Here is a 16,814-nt window from a genome sequence, read left to right on the forward strand (position 1 = left end):
AATCCTGCGAGCTGCGAGGCTGGAATAGCCGGTCCGGCAGCGGCGGGCACCGCACAGGCAACGGCCTTCCAGAACTAATCGCCAAATGATCCGATACCTCGCCAAGCGCGCTATTACGTATGCCTTCATGATCTTCCTGACCACGACGGCCGGGTACTTCCTGGCCGTGAACACCCTGAAGCCGGCGCTGCTGGAGCAGGAGCGGATCCCGCGGCCCACCCCCGAGCAGGTGGCCAACTCCTTCCGGCTCAAGGGCCTCGATCCGGAGCTCAGCGCCTGGGACCGTTACGTGGAGTGGCTCACCGCGATCGTCACCCGCTGGGACTGGGGACGCAGCCCCAACGGCGCGGTCATCAACGCCGAATTCGGTGACCGGGTCTGGATCTCAACCCGGCTGTTCCTGGCCTCCATCATCCTGACGCTGATCATCGGCGTCGCCCTGGGCGTGTACACGGCGGCGCGGCAGTACAAAGCCTCGGACCGGGTCATCACCTCATACAGCTACCTCGTCTACATCGTGCCCGCGCCGATCGCCTACTTCCTCGTCCAGCTCGGTGCCATCAACGTCAACGAGACGGTCGGCGAACGCATCTTCTTTGTCACCGGCATCTCCACGCCGGGGCTGGAGGGCGGCGGCTGGATTCAATTCATCGACATGCTGGCGCACTACGCGGTGCCGACCTTCGCGATCACGATCGTGGGCTGGGGCACGTACCAGATCGCCCAGCGCCAGTACCTCCTGGACAATGTCAACGCCGACTTCGTCCGGACCGCGCGGGCCAAGGGACTAACCCGCAACCAGGCCATCAGCCGGCATGCCCTGCGGGTGTCGTTTATCCCCGTCGCTCAGAGCATCGCCTTCACCATCCCGGCAATCTTCGCCGGCGGCTTCTTCGCCGAAAAAATCTTCGCCTGGCACGGCGTCGGCTCCTGGAGCATTGACGCGATTGCCCTGCAGGACGTCAATGCCGCGACGGCGACCCTCGCCTACGGCTCCGTGATCTTCGCGATCGGCGCGATCCTCGCCGACTTCGCCACCACGCTGGTCGACCCGAGAGTGCGGGTGCAGTAAGCATGACAAACCTCAACACGGTCGACCCGGCCGCCGTCGCCGGCGAGGCCAGACTCGAGAACAACGACGTCGTCATCGCAAAGTCATCGATCATCCTCCGCCGCTTCCTGCGCAACCGGACAGCCGTCGTCGGGCTGGTCCTCTTCCTGGGGCTGACCCTGTTCTCCTTTGTGGGCGGCTTTTTCACCAGTTGGAACAAGGAGACGATCGACCCGTTCAACATCGGCATGCCGCCGTCGTCCGAGCACCTGCTCGGCACCTCCCAGGCCGGGATCGACCTCTATGCCCTGACCGTGGAAGGCACCCGGATCTCCATCCTGATCGGCCTCGTCGTGGGCCTCGTCTCGGTGCTGATCGCGGCCGTGTACGGCTGCACCATGGCTTACTTCGGCGGGAAGGTGGACAAGGTCATGCTGTTCATCCTCGAAGCCCTGATCATGATGCCGGCGCTGCTGGTCGTCGCGGTGGCCACAAGCGGCGGCGGCAACGGCCTGCAGAAGTCACTGCCCAGCTGGCTCCTGCTGATCATCGTCCTGCTGGTCTTCAGCTGGATGGGCACCGCCCGTCTCATCCGCTCGCTCTCGATGTCGCTGATGTCGCGCGACTTCGTCAAGGCCGCCCAGTACATGGGAGTCCCGCCGCGGCGGATCGTCTGGCGGCATCTCGTCCCGAACATCGGCTCACTGCTGGTCCTGGACATCACCCGCGGCATCACCGGCGCCATCCTGGCCGAGGTTGCGTTTTCCTTCATCGGGATCGGCATCAAGGTTCCCGACGTCAGTTTGGGGGTGCTGATCGGCCAGGCCACCTCCCAGGTCTCCACCTTCCCGTGGATGTTCTGGGTCCCGCTGGCGGTCATGTTCCTGCTGACCGGTTCGCTCGCCATGATGAACGACGGCCTGCGTGACGCATTCGATCCCAGCTCCAGTTCCGTCGGCCGCGCCAAGAAGGACGACGCCGGCAAGAGTAGCTCGGGCACGACACGCAAGCCCGCAGGGAAGAAGACCAGATGAGCCACGAAATGACCGCCGGCACGAACCCCGCAAATGTTTCTGCCGCCCCTGCCGCCCCTACCGCCCCTGCCGCCGCCGAGCGACTGCACGTCGCGGGGCTGCACCTGCCCTCGGATGCAGTGCTCTCCGTCCGGGACCTGAACGTCCGGTTCAACACCGAGAACGGGGTGGTGCACGCGGTCCGCGGCATCGACTTCGACCTCCGCGCCGGCAAAACACTGGGCATCGTGGGCGAGTCAGGCTCCGGGAAGTCCGTCACCTCTATGGCCATCATGGGACTCTTGCCCCCGACGGCGGAGATCACCGGTTCGGTCCGGCTGCAGGGCACGGAACTGCTGGGGCTCAGCGACAAGGCCATGTGCCGGTTCCGCGGCAGCGACATCGCCATGGTCTTCCAGGATCCGCTGTCCTCCCTCACCCCGGTGTACACGGTCGGCAACCAGATCATCGAGGCGCTCACCGTCCACAACCCCACCATGAGCAAGCAGGCCAAAGCAGCGCGCGCCGTCGAGCTTCTTGGCATGGTGGGCATCCCCAGCCCGAAGGACCGGCTCAAAGCCTTCCCGCACGAGTTCTCCGGTGGCATGCGCCAGCGTGTGATGATCGCCATCGCCATTGCCAACAACCCTCGCGTGCTGATCGCCGACGAGCCGACGACGGCGCTGGACGTCACCATCCAGGCGCAGGTCCTCGAGGTGCTGCACACCGCGCAGGAGGAAACCGGCGCAGCCGTCGTGATGATCACCCACGACCTCGGCGTCGTCGCCGGCATGGCGGACGACATCATGGTGATGTACGCCGGAAAGCCGGTGGAAACCGGCAGCGTCGACGATATCTACTACAACCCGCGGATGCCGTACACGATGGGCCTGCTCGGCGCCGTGCCGCGCGTCGACGTGGCAGAGAAGAGCTCCCTGGTCCCGATCGAGGGCATCCCGCCGAACCTCATCCACACCCCCACCGGGTGTTCCTTCGCGCCGCGCTGCCCGCTGGCCAGCGACTCCTGCCTGCAGGGCGAGCCGGAGCTGTGGCCCGTCGGGGGGGAGAACGTCGACGGCGGCCTGCCGCACCAGGCCGCGTGCATCAAGACCGACTCCCTCGGCCTCGAAGTGGACGTCCGGGAGATCTTCCGGGCCCCGGCCGTCCCGGTGTCACGCTTTGACGCGGTCCCGCGCACCGAGCGCAGGACCGTGCTGGAACTCAGGGACGTCAGGAAGCACTTCCCGCTGCTGAAGGGCGCCCTGATCAAGCGCCGGATCGGCACCGTCAAGGCCGTGGACGGGCTGAGCTTCGACATCCGCGAGGGCGAGTGCTTCTCGATCGTCGGGGAATCCGGCTGCGGCAAGACCACTACCCTGCTGGAAATCATGGAGTTCCACAAGGACCAGGACGGTGAGGTGATCATCGGCGGCCTCAGCAACAAGGAAGCCTCCGACGCCAGGACCAAAAGCGCCATGCGCAAGGAACTCCAGATGGTGTTCCAAGACCCCACCGGCGCCCTCGACCCGCGCTTCACCGTCTTTGAGGTGCTGTCCGAACCGCTGGAGAACGCCGGAATGGCCAAGCCCCAGATCCGGAAGCGGATTCTGGAGCTGATGGAACTCGTGGGGCTGCAGCCGGACCACGTCAACCGCTTCCCCAACCAGTTCTCCGGCGGCCAGCGCCAGCGCATCGGCATTGCCCGCGCCCTGGCCGTAAACCCCAAGCTGGTGGTTCTGGACGAGCCGGTCTCCGCCCTGGACGTGTCCGTCCAGGCCGGCGTGATCAACCTGCTGGATAAGCTTCGCGCGGAACTCGGGCTGAGCTACCTGATGGTGGCCCACGACCTGTCCGTGGTCCGGCACATCTCCAACCGCGTGGCCGTGATGTACCTGGGCAAAATCGTGGAGATCGGCGCGGTGGACAGGGTCTTCGACAATCCGCGCCACCCCTACACCCGGGCACTGCTGTCCGCGATTCCGGTGCCGGACCCCGTCCTGGAACGCACCCGCGAACGGATCATCCTGCAGGGCGACCTGCCCTCACCGCTGGAAGCTCCCAAGGGCTGCAACTTCGCCACCCGCTGTCCGGTCTTCGCGGCCCTGCCGCCCGCCAGGCAGGAGAAGTGCCTGACCCAGGAACCGACACTGGAACCGGCGCTGGAATCGGCCCCGGAACCGGCCCAGGAACCGGCCCAGGAACCGGGCCTGGATCCGGCCCCCACAGACCAGCAATTCGCCTGCTTCTACCCGGACGGCGAACTGGACGCGGACATGCTCGTTGTCCACGAAACGAACTGACCTACCCGTTACACGCACCACCACTCGCACCAAAAAAGAATGAAGGGGAACACATGAAGAATCTGACCAAGATCGGCGGCGTTACCGCCGTCGCTGCAGCGCTTGCGCTCACCGCCTGCGGCGGCGGCGGCGCCGCAAAGGGTCCCGAGGCCGCCAAGGGCCAGGACGCGGGAAGTGATCTGGCCAAGCTGGTCAGCATCAACGCGAAGGACGCCAAAGACCTGCAGCCGGGCGGCACCGTCACCCTGCCGCTGGGCAACATCGGTCCGGACTTCAACGGTTTCTCCAACAACGGCAACAGCGCGGACAACACCGCCCTGCACCGCCCGATCGACCAGGCCGGCACCTGGGGCTGCTGGAACTTCGACTTCGACGGCACCGCCACGCCGAACAAGGACTTCTGCGAGGACGTCAAGAGCGAGGTCAAGGACGGCAAGCAGACCATCACCATCAAGGTGAACGACAAGGCCAGCTACAACGACGGCACCCCGATCGACGTGAAGACCTTTGAGAACACCTGGAACATGCTCAAGGGTGAGAACAAGGACATCGACATCGTCAGCTCCGGCGCGTACGAGTTCGTTGAATCCGTCAAGGCCGGTTCCAGCGACAAGGAAGTTGTTGTCACCACCACCCAGCCGGTCTTCCCGCTGGACGCACTCTTCACCGGCCTCGTCCACCCGGCCGTGAACACCCCGGCGATCTTCAACGAAGGTTTCACCGGCGACATGCACCCGGAATGGATGGCCGGGCCGTTCAAGCTGGACCAGTACGACAGCGCCGCCAAGACCGTCACGCTCGCCCAGAACGATAAGTGGTGGGGCACCAAGCCGGTCCTGGAAAAGGTCGTCTTCCGCCAGCTTGAGAGCAGCGCCGCCATCGCCGCGTTCAAAAACGGTGAAATCGACGGTGTGTCCGCCAACACCATCACCCCCTACAAGCAGCTCGACGGCACCAAGGACTCCGAGATCCGCCGCGGCCAGCGGCTCTTCGCCGGCGGACTGAACCTCAACGCGCAGAAGGCGCCGATGACCGACGTCGCCATCCGCAAGGCGATCTTCACCGCCGTCGACCGCGAGGCACTGCGCAAGGTCCGCTTCAACGGCCTGAACTGGGAAGAAACCAGCTCCGGATCGATGATGCTGCTGCCGTTCTCCAAGTACTACCAGGACAACTACCCGGTCAAGGAAACCGGCGCCGAGGCCGCCAAGAAGGTACTCACCGACGCCGGCTACACGGCCAACGCCGCAGGCATCATGGAAAAGGACGGCGTCCCCGCCGCCTTCAAGATCAGCAACTTCGGTGACGACCCCACCACCCTGGCCTTCGCGCAGACCCTGCAGAACCAGCTCAAGGCCGGCGGCATGGATGTCGGCATCGACCAGCGCGCCTCGGCCGACTTCGGCAAGGTCCTGGGCAGCCGCGACTTCTTTATGAGCGTCTCCGGCTACACCGTCGGCGCCGACGCGACCGACGCCGTCAAGCAGTTCTACGATTCCAAGACGAACGAGAACGAACTGGGCGACGCCGAACTGGACGCCGAGATCAAGAAGCTCTCCACCATCGCCGACAACGCAGAGCGCAACAAGGCAGCCATGGAAGTTGAAAAGAAGCACATGGACAAGTACTTCTCCATGGGCGTTGTGATGAACGGTCCGCAGATCTCCTTCGTGCGCACCGGTCTGGCCAACTACGGGCCGTCCCTGTTCAAGAGCCTGTCCCAGGTTCCGGACTGGACCACCCTCGGCTGGGAAAAGAAGTAGCCCCGAGCTAGGCAGCACTTCAAGCAGCGCCGGCACTCCCTGGAACCTCACGGAGTGCCGGCGTCCGCTGTTTAATCCGGGGACTGCCGCGGCGTGCGGGGGTAGCGTGGAGCCATGACACCAGACCCCACCCGGACCATCCGCACGGCCGTCGCCGGCTTCGGCCTCTCCGGCAGCGTCTTCCATGCCCCGCTGCTCGCTGCCGACCCCGCGTTTTCAATCGAAGCCATTTCCACCTCCGACGTCGACAGGCAGGCGGACGCCTCCGCCCGGTACCCCGGGGCACGCATTGTGGACACCCCGGCGGACCTCTTCGAGCTTGCGGGCGAGCTGGACCTGCTGGTTCTTGGAACCCCGCCGGCCACGCACTACCCGCTCGCAAAGGCCGCGCTGGAAGCCGGGCTCGACGTCGTCGTCGACAAGCCGTTTGCCGTGCGCAGCGCCGACGGCGAGGAGCTCATCCAGCTCGCGGCGCGGCTGGGGCGGGTGCTTACCGTCTTCCAGAACCGGCGCTGGGACGGCGACTACCTGACCGTCCGCGGCCTGCTGGAGAGCGGTGTGCTCGGCACCGTCACGCGGTTCGAATCCCGCTTCGAGCGCTGGTCCCCGGACGGCGCCAAGGCCTGGAAGGCGGCCGCGACGGCGGACGACGGCGGCGGGGTGCTGTTCGACCTCGGCACGCACCTGCTGGACCAGGCCGTGCAGCTGTTCGGTCCCGCCACGGTCACCCACGCGGAACTGGCGGCGCGGCGGCCGGGGGAGCGGACCGACGACGACGTGTTCCTGGCCCTGCGGCACGAATCAGGGGTGACGAGCCACCTTTGGATGAACATGCTCTGCGCCCAGCAGGGACCGCGCTTCCGGCTGCTGGGCAGCGCGGGCGGCTTCACCAAACACGGCGTTGACCCGCAGGAGCCCTTCATTGTGGCCGGCGGCAGCCCGCTGGACCCGGACTACGGCGTCGAGGGCCGGGACTGGGCCGGGCTGCTCGGCCGCGACGGCCACCTGGACCGGCTGCCTACCGAGCGTGGCGCCTATCCGGAGTTCTACCGCACCCTCGCGGCGAAGATCCTCGACGGCGGGGCCGCCTCGGCGCTGGCGGTCCCGGTGGATCCCGCCGGCCCGGTGGAAGTGCTCAGGCTGATCGAGCAGGTCCGGGCCCTGGCTTAAACCACAATCGACTGCTCCGAAACCGCCGTTTTGGGGGTCCAAAAGGGCGGTATCGGAGCAGTCGATGCGGTACGGGCTATGCCGAGATCGGCTGCTTACGCGGAGACGAGTTCGTGCCAGTCGGTGACGAGGGGCAGGTTGTGCGCCTCGGAGACCGAGCGGTGCGCGACCTTGCCGCCGGCGATGTTGAGGCCGGCGGCCAGGGCGGCGTCGCGCTCAAACGCGGCCTTGACACCCAGGTTGGCGAGCGAGACGGCGTAGCGCAGCGTGACGTTGGTCAGCGCGTAGGTGGAGGTGTTGGGCACGGCCCCCGGCATGTTGGCAACGCAGTAGAAGATCGTGTTGTGGACCTTGTACGTCGGTTCCTGGTGCGTGGTGGGGTGCGTGTCTTCGAAGCAGCCACCCTGGTCCACGGCGATGTCGACCAGCACGGAGCCGGGCTTCATCCGGGCGACCAGTTCATTGGTGACCAGTTTCGGTGCCTTGGCCCCGGGAATCAGCACGGAGCCGATCACCAGATCGGCGTCGACCACGGTCTTCTCGATCTCGTAGGCGTTGGAGGCGACGGTCTTCAAGCGGCCCTGGTACTGGGCATCCAGTTCGCGCAGGCGGTTGATGTTGATGTCCAGGATGGTGACATCCGCGCCGAGACCGAGGGCCATCGCGGCTGCGTTCGTGCCGGCAACACCGGCGCCGAGGACAACGACCTTGGCAGGGCGGACGCCCGGCACGCCGCCGAGCAGCACACCCTTGCCGCCGGCCGGAGCCATCAGCGAGGCGGCGCCGACCTGGACGGACAGGCGGCCGGCGACCTCGGACATCGGGGCGAGCAGCGGCAGGGTCCGGCCCTCCTGGACTGTCTCGTAGGCGATGGCGGTGACGCCGGTGTTGATGAGCTCCTGCGTCAGTTCCGGCTCCGCAGCGAGGTGCAGGTAGGTGAAGAGGATCAGTCCCTTGCGGAAGCGGTGGTATTCGGCCTTGATCGGCTCTTTGACCTTCATGACCATGTCCGCGCGGCCCCAGACGTCATCGGCGTCGGCGACGATCTCGGCCCCCGCGATGGCGTATTCCTCGTCCGTGATGCCCGAGCCCAGGCCAGCACCGCGCTCCACCAGGACCGCGTGGCCTTGGGTGCGGAACTCGTGTACGCCGGCGGCCGTGATGGCGACGCGGAATTCGTTGTTTTTGATCTCTTTGGGGACACCGATGATCATTTGTGGGCTCCAGTGCTGGCGGCCTTGTGGGCCTGGGTTTGTGCGGGAAGTCGTACTTCCAGAATAAATCCGGCTGTGACGCAAGCTACAGACGCAGCTTCCCGGCAGCGCGGGCATTCCGCGGAAATCCGCGCGTTTCCAGGGAGCTGGCTCAACGGTTGTCGACCCGGCGGGCGTCAGGTGTCGCCTGCTGTCCGCTGCGGGTTGTTGTCCGGGGCGTTCACTTGGGCGTTGGCGGCGGCGTTTCCGGGGGCGGCGGCATCGGCAGTAGGGTGGCAGCATGCAGCAGCAGGATGTCGAACAGCTTGTGGAGCAGGTCGCGCTGAAACTGGGCCGCGGCCTCTCGCTCGAGGATCTGGACGGCCTGCTGCTCGCCTACAGCTCCAACCAGTCCCACGCGGACCGGGTACGGGTGAACTTCCTGCTCAGCAAGCGCGTCCCGGTCGACGTCAGCGCCTGGCAGCTCTCGCACGGGATCGCGACGGCGGTCCGCCCCGTCGTCGTCCCCGCCAACGAGGAGCTCGGGATGCTGGGCCGGGTCTGCGTGCCCCTGCTGGTGCGGGGCTTCCGGGTCGGCTACCTCTGGGTCCAGCTGGACGCCGAGGAGCCGAACGGGACGTCGGTTCTCGCGCAGCTGCCCGGCGTGGCCGGTGAGCTGGAGCAGCTCTCCGCCCTGTTGCTGGAATCGAATACGGCCGAATCCGAGTTCCGCCGCCGCCGTGAGCAGGAATTCCTGGCCGCCTGCCGGGGCGAGTCCAACGCCGTCGCCGCCGTCGCGGGCTGGAAGGAAGTCCAGGGACGGGGACCGTGGCAACTCGTGACGGTGCTGGATGCCGACGGGTGGGCGGAAGGCTCGGACCCGATCGCTTCCACGCTGATCCACCGCTCCGCGGCGCTGCAGGCCACCATCGGGGTGGACGCAACCCTGTTCAGCGCCGGAACGGAGACGCACGCTGTCGTCCTGTTTAAGGAATCGACCGGACGGGCGAACCACGCCCAGGTGCTGGTCCATTACCAGCTGGAGCTCGCCAAGCGGTCCGGCCGCCCGGTCCACCGGATTATCCTCGGAACCTCCGAGGGCTTCGCGAGGCCGCGGGAACTCGCGGACGCCTACCGTCAGTCCAGGCAGGCCGCGCAGGCCGCGGCGGTGGATCCCCAGCTCGGTGAACTCGTGGACTGCCGCGCCACCGGGATTTACCAGCTGCTGGCCTCGGCCGGCGGCGGAGCAGGGGCGTGGGCTGACGCGGGCTCGGTCTACTTCCGCATTCTCGCGGACCACGACCGGAACCACGAACTGCTGCCGGTGCTGGAGCTGTTCTATGACAACGACGGCTCGGTCCAGGAAGTGGCGGACAAACTGCACCTGCACCGGAGCAGCATCTACAATCGCCTGGGCCGGATCCGCCAGCTGCTCGGCGTCGACCCGCTCAAGGGGCTGGTGCGTCTGGAACTCCACGCGGCACTGAAGGCGCGCCGCTGGGCGGAGCGCCCCAGGATCTAGGCCGGCGATTGATCCGGCCGGGCTTGTCTCTGGCTGCCCGCCTATCGAGCCGGCCCGGCTCTAAGTGCCGAGGCCCTCGCGTTTGGGCTGCTCGGCTCCCAGCGGCCGGTCCGGTTCAAGCGCGGACTCAAGCTGGGTTTCATGGGTTTTTGCATGCGCTGCCTCGTGCGCTGCCCGCTGCGCGGCCCTACGGCGCGAAATCCGGCTGTCCGTCCACATGGAAACGGCCACAAAGGCCACGCAGCTGGACATGAAGGCGGCGGTATTGTTCAGGCCCATGGCCGTTCCGAGAATGCCAGTGAGCACCATGGCGGCAATGCCTGCCACGATGTGCCACCCTCTGAACTTACCCACAATCCAAGCGTAACCCCGGCCTTCTCGGCGTTTCCGCGCAGGGCCGGGATCGTTGTTTGATCCTTATCACGCCGTCACGAAGCATCGGGGGCACCGTCATCCGCGTGGTCCGGAGCATCCTCGGCGGTACTGTTCTTCTTCTGTTTTTCCAGCCAGGCCATGATGTCGGCGAGCCGGATCCGCCGGTGCGTGCCCCGGTATTCCACCGGGATTTCGCCCCGGTCTGTCATGTTCCGCAGGTAGGTGTGCGAGATTCCGGCCAGCTCCGCGGCCCGGGACGTGGTGAGCATTTCCTCGACGCTGCTGACGGTTACGGCCTCGCCGCGGCCGAAGCGTGCCAGCAGGTCGACGACGGCGTCCCGGGCCTGCGTTGGCAGCCGGTGGACGGTGCCGTCGACAAACACCGTGATGTCGTCGCTGCCGTGGAGGGCGTACCGGAGTTTCTGCGCGTCCTCTGCCGGGAGGGCGGCCGTCATCCGGGGAGCAATCAGTGTCATGGAGTGCATCCTAGCGCCCCGCGGTTGAGCCTGACACTGCCGCTGCCCTGCCGCGGCGCTACAGCCCCAGCTCCTCGAGGACCGGCAGCTTCGCCCGGACCCAGGCGCGGGCCTCGGTGGCGCTGGGCGCGGACAGGGCGAGCTTGGCCAGTTCCTGCGCCTCGGCCAGCGTAACGGTCTTCAGCACGGCGGCCACCGCGGCCAGGGACCGGGCGGTCATGGACAGGGTGGTAACGCCGAGCCCGGTCAGGACGACGGCGAGTGCCGGGTCCGCGGCGGCCTCGCCGCAGACGCCGACCGGTTTGTGGTGGCCCTCCGCGGCGGAACCCTCCACCGTCAGGCCGACCAGCCGGAGCACGGCGGGCTGCCACGGGGTGTTCAGCCCGGCGAGCGGGCCGAGCTGGCGGTCGGCCGCCATGGCGTACTGGGTGAGGTCGTTGGTGCCCAGGCTCGCGAAGGCGACCTCCCGGAGGATGGCCTCGGCGGTGAGCGCCGCGGACGGGACTTCCACCATGACGCCGGGGGTCTTGATTCCGGCCTCGGCGCACAGGGTGGCGAAGCGGGCGGCCTCCTCCGCGGTGGAGATCATCGGTGCCATCACCCAGACGTCCGCTCCGGATTCCTGCTCGGCACGGGCGATGGCCTGCAGCTGGCGTTCCAGAACACCAGGCGTGGTGAAGTCGGTGCGGTACCCGCGGACACCGAGGGCGGGGTTGGGCTCCGTGGCGTCGGTGAGGAACGGGAGCGGCTTGTCCGCGCCGGCGTCGAGCGTCCGGAGCACTACCTTCTTGCCCGGGAAGGCGTCGAAGACGCCCTTGTACGCGGCTGCCTGTTCGTCCACGGTAGGTTCGGTGTCCCGCTCCAGGAAGCAGAACTCGGTCCGGAACAGCCCCACACCCTGCGCGTTGAGCTTAGCGGCGGCCAGGGCGTCCTTGGCCCCGCCCACGTTCGCAAGCAGCGGCACCAGGTGCCCGTCCGCCGTCGCGCCGGTGCCGTCGAATTCGGCCAGCAGCGAGGCGGTGGCGGCCCAGTGTTCGGCGGCGGCCCGCTGCGAGTCGTCGGGGTCCAGGGTGATCAGGCCGGCGGCGCCGTCCACGTATACCTCGGATCCGTCCGGAAGCTGGTCGACGCCGGTGGCCGCCATAACGGCGGGCAGGCCCAGTGAGCGGGCAATGATGGCGGTGTGGGACTGCGGTCCGCCGCCGGCGGTGAGCAGCGCCAGGATCTTCTCCGGATCCAGCGTGGCGGTGTCGGCCGGGGCCAGATCCTCGGCGATCAGGATGAACGGGGTGGGGGAGGAGGGGATGCCCGGCGCCGGGACGCCGCGCAGCTCGGCCACGATCCGGGCCCGGACGTCCAGGACGTCGGTGGCGCGTTCCGCCATGTAGCCGCCCAGGTTGTGCAGCATTTCCGAGACGGAGGCACCGGCTTCCCAGATGGCGCGCTGGTTCGAGGTGCCCCGGCCGATCAGTTTGGCAGCCGACTTCAGCAGCATCGTGTCCGTCGCCATGAGCGCGGTGGCCTCCAGGACGGCCTTGCCGTCGCCGCTGACCGTCCCGGCCCGGGCCTTCAGCTCATCGTGGACCGCCTTCGCGGCGGTCTTCAATGCCGCCGTCGCCTCCTCGGCCGTGACGCCGGCCGGCAGTTGTTCCCCGGCGGGCGGTTCGCTGACGGGTTTGGGCATCTGGCGGATCGTTCCGATGATGCGGCCGGGGCTGACGCCTACTCCTGGGAAGTTCTGCACTGAAGGTCCTCATTCTCTGCCGTGGGCCGGTAAGCCGGTAATTCAGGTAGCGCCGGAAACCGGCCGTCCGATCCGGGCCGGACGCTCCGGCCCGGTCCGTCCGGCGGTCCGCCGACGGCAACGTCAGCGGACGGGTCCGGTACTTGGAAAAATTGTATGTGATGGACTTCATATAGCGTTGCTATAGGTGCTAGGGTAGCGGTTATGAGTTTCGATGGCCAGCTTCCGCCAAAGACGCGACTGTTGCGTGCGGCCGCTGAGTTGCTGGCCAACTCCGCCGGGGGCGCGGTTTCCACCCGCCAGATCACCCAGCTAGCCGGAGTCACGGCCCCCACCCTGTATCACCACTTCGGTGACAAGGAAGGGCTGTTCGACGCCGTCGTCGCGGCGGGTTTTGAGGAGTACGTGGCGGGCGAACGCGACTTCGCGCCGTCCGGACAGCCGCTGGAGGATATCCGGCGGATGTGGGACAACCATGTGCAGTTTGGGCTCAAGCAGCCGGAACTGTACCTGGTCATGTTTGGCAATATCCGCCCGGAGAGCCGCCCCGCCGTCGTCGCCGACTCTGAGGCACTGATGGAGGAAATGCTGAACAAGGCCGCCGTCGCCGGCCAACTCAACGTCCCCCCGCGGGAAGCGGCCAGGAGCATCCTGGCTGCCAACGTCGGGGTGACGCTCATGCTGATCACGGAAAAGGCGCCCGAGCGCAATCTCGAGCTGTCCGCCATGACCCGCGATGCCATGATTTTTGCGGTGTCTTCGGAGCAGGCCAAGACCAGCAGCGCGGAAGATTCGGGGAAATCATCAGTGGTTGTGGCGGCGATCGCCCTGAACGCGGCACTGCAGGCATCGCACTCGGACCAGCTCTCCAGCTCGGAACTCAAGCTCTTCCTCGAATGGCTCCACCGGATCTCCACCAGCTCCACCAGCTAGCTTTCGCGAAATTATCGGACCATCCTGCGGTGCAGCAGGAACGACGGTTAGGAAATCACATGGCAACAGAGACAGTTGCGAAACCCCGCACCAGCGTGCGCGTTGGCGTCCAGAAGTTCGGGACGTTCCTGTCCGGAATGATCATGCCCAACATCGGCGCGTTCATCGCCTGGGGCATCATCACGGCTTTCTTCATCCCGGCGGGCTTCACCCCCAACGCAAACCTGGCCCAACTGGTCGGCCCGATGATCACCTATCTCCTTCCGCTCCTGATCGGCTACACGGGTGGCCGGATGGTCTACGGCGTCCGCGGCGGCGTCGTCGGTGCGGCCGCCACCATGGGCGTAATCGTCGGAACGGACATCCCGATGTTCATCGGCGCCATGATCATGGGGCCGCTGACGGCGTGGATCATGAAAAAGATCGAAAGCCTCTGGGAGAACAAGGTCAAGCCCGGCTTCGAGATGCTGATCGACAACTTCACCGCGGGCATCGTGGCAGCTGTTATGGCCATTGTCGGCATGCTGGTGATCGGCCCGGTGGTCAAGGCCTTCAGTGACGGCGCCAGCTCCGTGGTCGAATTCCTGGTCACCAACGGTCTGTTGCCCTTCACCAGCATTTTCATTGAACCGGCCAAGGTGTTGTTCCTGAACAACGCCGTCAACCACGGCATCCTGACACCCCTGGGAACGGAGCAGGCGCTCGCCCAGGGCAAGTCCATCCTGTTCCTGCTCGAAGCCAACCCCGGTCCCGGTGTAGGCATTCTGCTGGCCTACACGATTTTCGGCAAGGGCCTGGCCAAGGCGTCAGCTCCCGGGGCCGCCCTGATCCAGTTCGTCGGCGGCATCCATGAAATCTACTTCCCGTTCGTGCTGATGAAGCCCATCATCATCCTCGCTGCGATCGGCGGCGGCATGACCGGCATCTTCACCCTCGTCGTGACCGGCGCAGGCCTGCGCTCCCCGGCTGCCCCGGGCAGCATCATCGCCGTCTTTGCCGCGACCCCGCCGGACAGTTTCGTGGGCGTGGCGCTGTCCGTGCTGCTGGCAGCCACCGTGTCCTTCCTGATTGCCTCGGTGATCCTGAAGTCCAGCAAGACCCCCGACGAGGATGAGCTCGGCGCCGCCACCACCCGGATGGAGACCATGAAGGGCAAGAAGAGCTCGGTTTCCTCCACCCTCGCCGGTGCCGGTGCCGGTGCCGGTGCCGGTGCGGGAAGCGTCGCCGTGCTCGCCGGACCGGTCAAGAACATCGTCTTTGCCTGCGACGCCGGCATGGGCTCCAGCGCCATGGGCGCCTCCGTGCTGCGGAACAAGATCAAGGCGGCCGGCTACCCGGACGTCAAGGTCACCAACTCCGCGATCGCGAACCTGAGCGACACTTACGATGTGGTCATCACGCACCAGGACCTGACCGAGCGGGCCAAGCCCGTCACGGCCAGTGCCGTGCACGTCTCGGTGGACAACTTCATGAACTCGCCAAGGTACGACGAGATCGTCGAACTGGTCCGGAGCAGCAACGCTTCGACCGGCGGTGCCGCTGTTGCCGCGGCCGGTGGCGCCACCACCGTGGCGGAACCGGAGCCGGAAGCCGATGCAGGCCCGTCCGGAATCCTCGTGGCGGAAAGCGTCGTGCTCAACGGCACGGCTACGAGCCGCGACGCCGCCATCGACGAGGCCGGACGGCTCCTGCTGGACCGGGGCGCCGTCGACGCCGGCTACCTCGACGCCATGCACGAACGCGAGGAATCCGTCTCCACTTATATGGGCAGCTTCCTCGCCATCCCGCACGGCACCAACGCCGCCAAGGACCACATCATGAAGTCTGCGGTTTCCGTGGTGCGGTACCCGAACGGCATCGACTGGAACGGCAAGGAAGTGAAGTTTGTCGTCGGCGTCGCCGGCATCAACAACGAACACCTCCAGATCCTGTCCTCGATCGCCAAGGTCTTCACGAACAAGGCGCAGGTGGCGCAACTCGAGGCGGCCACCACAGTCGACGAAGTTCTGGACCTCTTCAGAAAGGTCAATTCCTAGTGAAGGCTGTTCATTTCGGAGCCGGAAATATTGGCCGCGGATTCGTGGGGCTGCTGCTGCACGAGGCGGGGTATGAGGTGGTGTTCGCGGATGTCGCGGAGGCCCTGATCACCCAGCTGGCCGCCGCGGACAGCTACCAGGTCCATGAGGTGGGGGAGAACCCCAGCGTCCGCACCGTGGAGAACTTCCGTGCCCTGAACTCCAGCAGCCAGGAGGCGGACGTCATCACGGAGATCGCGAGGGCGGACGTCGTCACTACCGCCGTCGGGCCGCACATCCTCAAGTTCGTGGCCCCGGTGATCGCCCGGGGGATCGCCGCCCGGGCCGCCGGGCTTCCGCCGCTGCAGGTGATGGCCTGTGAAAACGCCATCAACGCCACGGACATCCTGAAATCCGAGGTGGCGGCCCAGTGGGACGCGGCCGCGGGGTCGCTCGAGGAGAAGGCGGTGTTCGCGAACACCGCGGTCGACCGGATCGTGCCCAACCAGGAGGCTGGGCAGGGACTGGACGTTACGGTGGAGACATTCTATGAGTGGGTCATCGACCGGACGCCGTTCGGTGACGCGGCGCCGGTCATTCCGGGTGCCACGTTTGTAGACAACCTGGAGCCGTACATCGAGCGGAAACTGTTCACCGTGAACACCGGGCACGCCGCGGCAGCGTACTTCGGTTTTGAGGCCGGCCTGGTGAAGATTTCCGAGGCCATGGCCGACCAGGACGTCGCCGCCGATGTGCGCGCCGTCCTGGACGAAACCAAGGAGCTGCTGGTGGCCAAGCACGGGTTCAACCGCGGCGAGCAGGAGGCATACGTCGAGAAGATCCTCGGCCGCTTCTCCAACCCGCACCTGCCGGACACCGTGAACCGGGTGGGACGGGCGCCGTTGCGCAAGCTCAGCCGGCACGAACGCTTCATCGGTCCGGCGGCCGAGCTGGCCGAGCGTGGGATCGTGCCGGAGTCGCTGCTCGGCGCGATCGCAGCCGCCCTGCGCTTCAACGACCCGGCAGACGCCGAGGCGGTGGAGCTTGCGCAGATCCTGGCTTCCTCGACCGCCGACGAGGCGACCGCGAAAATCACTGGCCTTGCACCGGACCATCCACTGTTCCCGGCCGTCTCCGCCCTGGTCGACGAGGCCAAAGCCGCCGTCTAGTCCGTTTTCCAGCGCCGAAGCGCAACGCCGACGCCGGAGCTCACCCGAGTTCCGGCGTCGGCGTTTGCGTCAGCTGCCGCCCCCGCTGCG

The 16,814-nt window shown here is 66.7% G+C and carries 13 protein-coding genes; 9 read left to right on the top strand and 4 right to left on the bottom strand.

The window, feature by feature from the left end:
- Positions 1-85 precede the first annotated feature (85 nt).
- The 5 genes from AC50X9_RS10650 (at position 86) to AC50X9_RS10670 (ending at position 7,297) form a co-directional block, all read left to right on the top strand.
- Entirely contained in the window at positions 86-1,072 is a 987-nt protein-coding gene (locus AC50X9_RS10650; RefSeq protein ID WP_494893278.1) for an ABC transporter permease, read from the top strand.
- A gap of 2 nt (positions 1,073-1,074) precedes the next feature.
- Positions 1,075-2,085: an ABC transporter permease gene (locus AC50X9_RS10655; protein WP_494893280.1), complete on the top strand. Its 1,011-nt coding sequence runs from the start codon at positions 1,075-1,077 to the stop codon at positions 2,083-2,085.
- Positions 2,082-4,364, top strand: coding sequence for a dipeptide ABC transporter ATP-binding protein (locus AC50X9_RS10660; protein ID WP_494893283.1), 2,283 nt, complete (start codon positions 2,082-2,084; stop codon positions 4,362-4,364). The genes AC50X9_RS10655 and AC50X9_RS10660 overlap by 4 nt, the downstream gene beginning before the upstream one ends.
- Before the next feature lie 53 nt (positions 4,365-4,417).
- Complete coding sequence (locus AC50X9_RS10665) at positions 4,418-6,127, top strand: ABC transporter family substrate-binding protein (protein WP_494893285.1); 1,710 nt, start codon at positions 4,418-4,420, stop codon at positions 6,125-6,127.
- 114 nt (positions 6,128-6,241) lie between these two features.
- Positions 6,242-7,297: a Gfo/Idh/MocA family protein gene (locus AC50X9_RS10670; RefSeq protein ID WP_494893287.1), complete on the top strand. Its 1,056-nt coding sequence runs from the start codon at positions 6,242-6,244 to the stop codon at positions 7,295-7,297.
- Positions 7,298-7,392: 95 nt separating this feature from the next.
- On the opposite strand, the gene ald is transcribed toward AC50X9_RS10670, so the two are convergent.
- Entirely contained in the window at positions 7,393-8,511 is a 1,119-nt protein-coding gene (ald, locus tag AC50X9_RS10675; RefSeq protein ID WP_494893290.1) for an alanine dehydrogenase, read from the bottom strand.
- A 280-nt stretch (positions 8,512-8,791) separates the two neighbouring features.
- Here ald and AC50X9_RS10680 point away from each other — a divergent pair, with 280 nt between their 5' ends.
- Positions 8,792-10,012: a PucR family transcriptional regulator gene (locus AC50X9_RS10680; protein WP_494893292.1), complete on the top strand. Its 1,221-nt coding sequence runs from the start codon at positions 8,792-8,794 to the stop codon at positions 10,010-10,012.
- A gap of 60 nt (positions 10,013-10,072) precedes the next feature.
- Here AC50X9_RS10680 and AC50X9_RS10685 read toward each other — a convergent pair whose 3' ends face one another.
- The 3 genes from AC50X9_RS10685 to ptsP form a co-directional block, all read right to left on the bottom strand.
- Positions 10,073-10,366 carry a hypothetical protein gene (locus tag AC50X9_RS10685; protein ID WP_494893294.1) on the bottom strand — a complete coding sequence of 98 codons (294 nt, stop codon included), beginning with the start codon at positions 10,364-10,366 and terminating at the stop codon, positions 10,073-10,075.
- 74 nt (positions 10,367-10,440) lie between these two features.
- The gene (locus tag AC50X9_RS10690) at positions 10,441-10,863 is read right to left on the bottom strand and encodes a helix-turn-helix domain-containing protein (protein ID WP_494893296.1); all 423 of its coding nucleotides are present in this window, start codon (positions 10,861-10,863) and stop codon (positions 10,441-10,443) included.
- Positions 10,864-10,921: 58 nt separating this feature from the next.
- Entirely contained in the window at positions 10,922-12,607 is a 1,686-nt protein-coding gene (ptsP, locus tag AC50X9_RS10695; RefSeq protein WP_494893298.1) for a phosphoenolpyruvate--protein phosphotransferase, read from the bottom strand.
- A gap of 204 nt (positions 12,608-12,811) precedes the next feature.
- On the opposite strand from ptsP, the gene AC50X9_RS10700 reads away from it, so the two are divergent.
- Genes AC50X9_RS10700 through AC50X9_RS10710 form a run of 3 tightly spaced genes read left to right on the top strand, consistent with a single transcriptional unit; the run spans position 12,812 to position 16,724 of the window.
- The gene (locus AC50X9_RS10700) at positions 12,812-13,540 is read left to right on the top strand and encodes a TetR/AcrR family transcriptional regulator (RefSeq protein WP_494893300.1); all 729 of its coding nucleotides are present in this window, start codon (positions 12,812-12,814) and stop codon (positions 13,538-13,540) included.
- A 59-nt stretch (positions 13,541-13,599) separates the two neighbouring features.
- Positions 13,600-15,576: a PTS mannitol transporter subunit IICBA gene (locus AC50X9_RS10705; RefSeq protein ID WP_494893302.1), complete on the top strand. Its 1,977-nt coding sequence runs from the start codon at positions 13,600-13,602 to the stop codon at positions 15,574-15,576.
- Complete coding sequence (locus AC50X9_RS10710) at positions 15,576-16,724, top strand: mannitol-1-phosphate 5-dehydrogenase (RefSeq protein ID WP_494893308.1); 1,149 nt, start codon at positions 15,576-15,578, stop codon at positions 16,722-16,724. The genes AC50X9_RS10705 and AC50X9_RS10710 overlap by 1 nt, the downstream gene beginning before the upstream one ends.
- The last annotated feature ends 90 nt before the right edge of the window (positions 16,725-16,814 follow it).

Source organism: Pseudarthrobacter sp. HLT1-3, assembly GCF_059383535.1.

Bases quoted from the DNA above. Each gene is read 5' to 3' on its own strand.
- AC50X9_RS10670 (WP_494893287.1), top strand. From the start codon at position 6,242: ATGACACCAGACCCCACCCGGACCATCCGCACGGCCGTCGCCGGCTTC.
- AC50X9_RS10690 (WP_494893296.1), bottom strand. From the start codon at position 10,863: ATGACACTGATTGCTCCCCGGATGACGGCCGCCCTCCCGGCAGAGGAC.
- AC50X9_RS10700 (WP_494893300.1), top strand. From the start codon at position 12,812: ATGAGTTTCGATGGCCAGCTTCCGCCAAAGACGCGACTGTTGCGTGCG.
- ald (WP_494893290.1), bottom strand. From the start codon at position 8,511: ATGATCATCGGTGTCCCCAAAGAGATCAAAAACAACGAATTCCGCGTC.
- AC50X9_RS10680 (WP_494893292.1), top strand. From the start codon at position 8,792: ATGCAGCAGCAGGATGTCGAACAGCTTGTGGAGCAGGTCGCGCTGAAA.
- AC50X9_RS10665 (WP_494893285.1), top strand. From the start codon at position 4,418: ATGAAGAATCTGACCAAGATCGGCGGCGTTACCGCCGTCGCTGCAGCG.
- AC50X9_RS10655 (WP_494893280.1), top strand. From the start codon at position 1,075: ATGACAAACCTCAACACGGTCGACCCGGCCGCCGTCGCCGGCGAGGCC.
- AC50X9_RS10650 (WP_494893278.1), top strand. From the start codon at position 86: ATGATCCGATACCTCGCCAAGCGCGCTATTACGTATGCCTTCATGATC.
- AC50X9_RS10660 (WP_494893283.1), top strand. From the start codon at position 2,082: ATGAGCCACGAAATGACCGCCGGCACGAACCCCGCAAATGTTTCTGCC.
- AC50X9_RS10705 (WP_494893302.1), top strand. From the start codon at position 13,600: ATGGCAACAGAGACAGTTGCGAAACCCCGCACCAGCGTGCGCGTTGGC.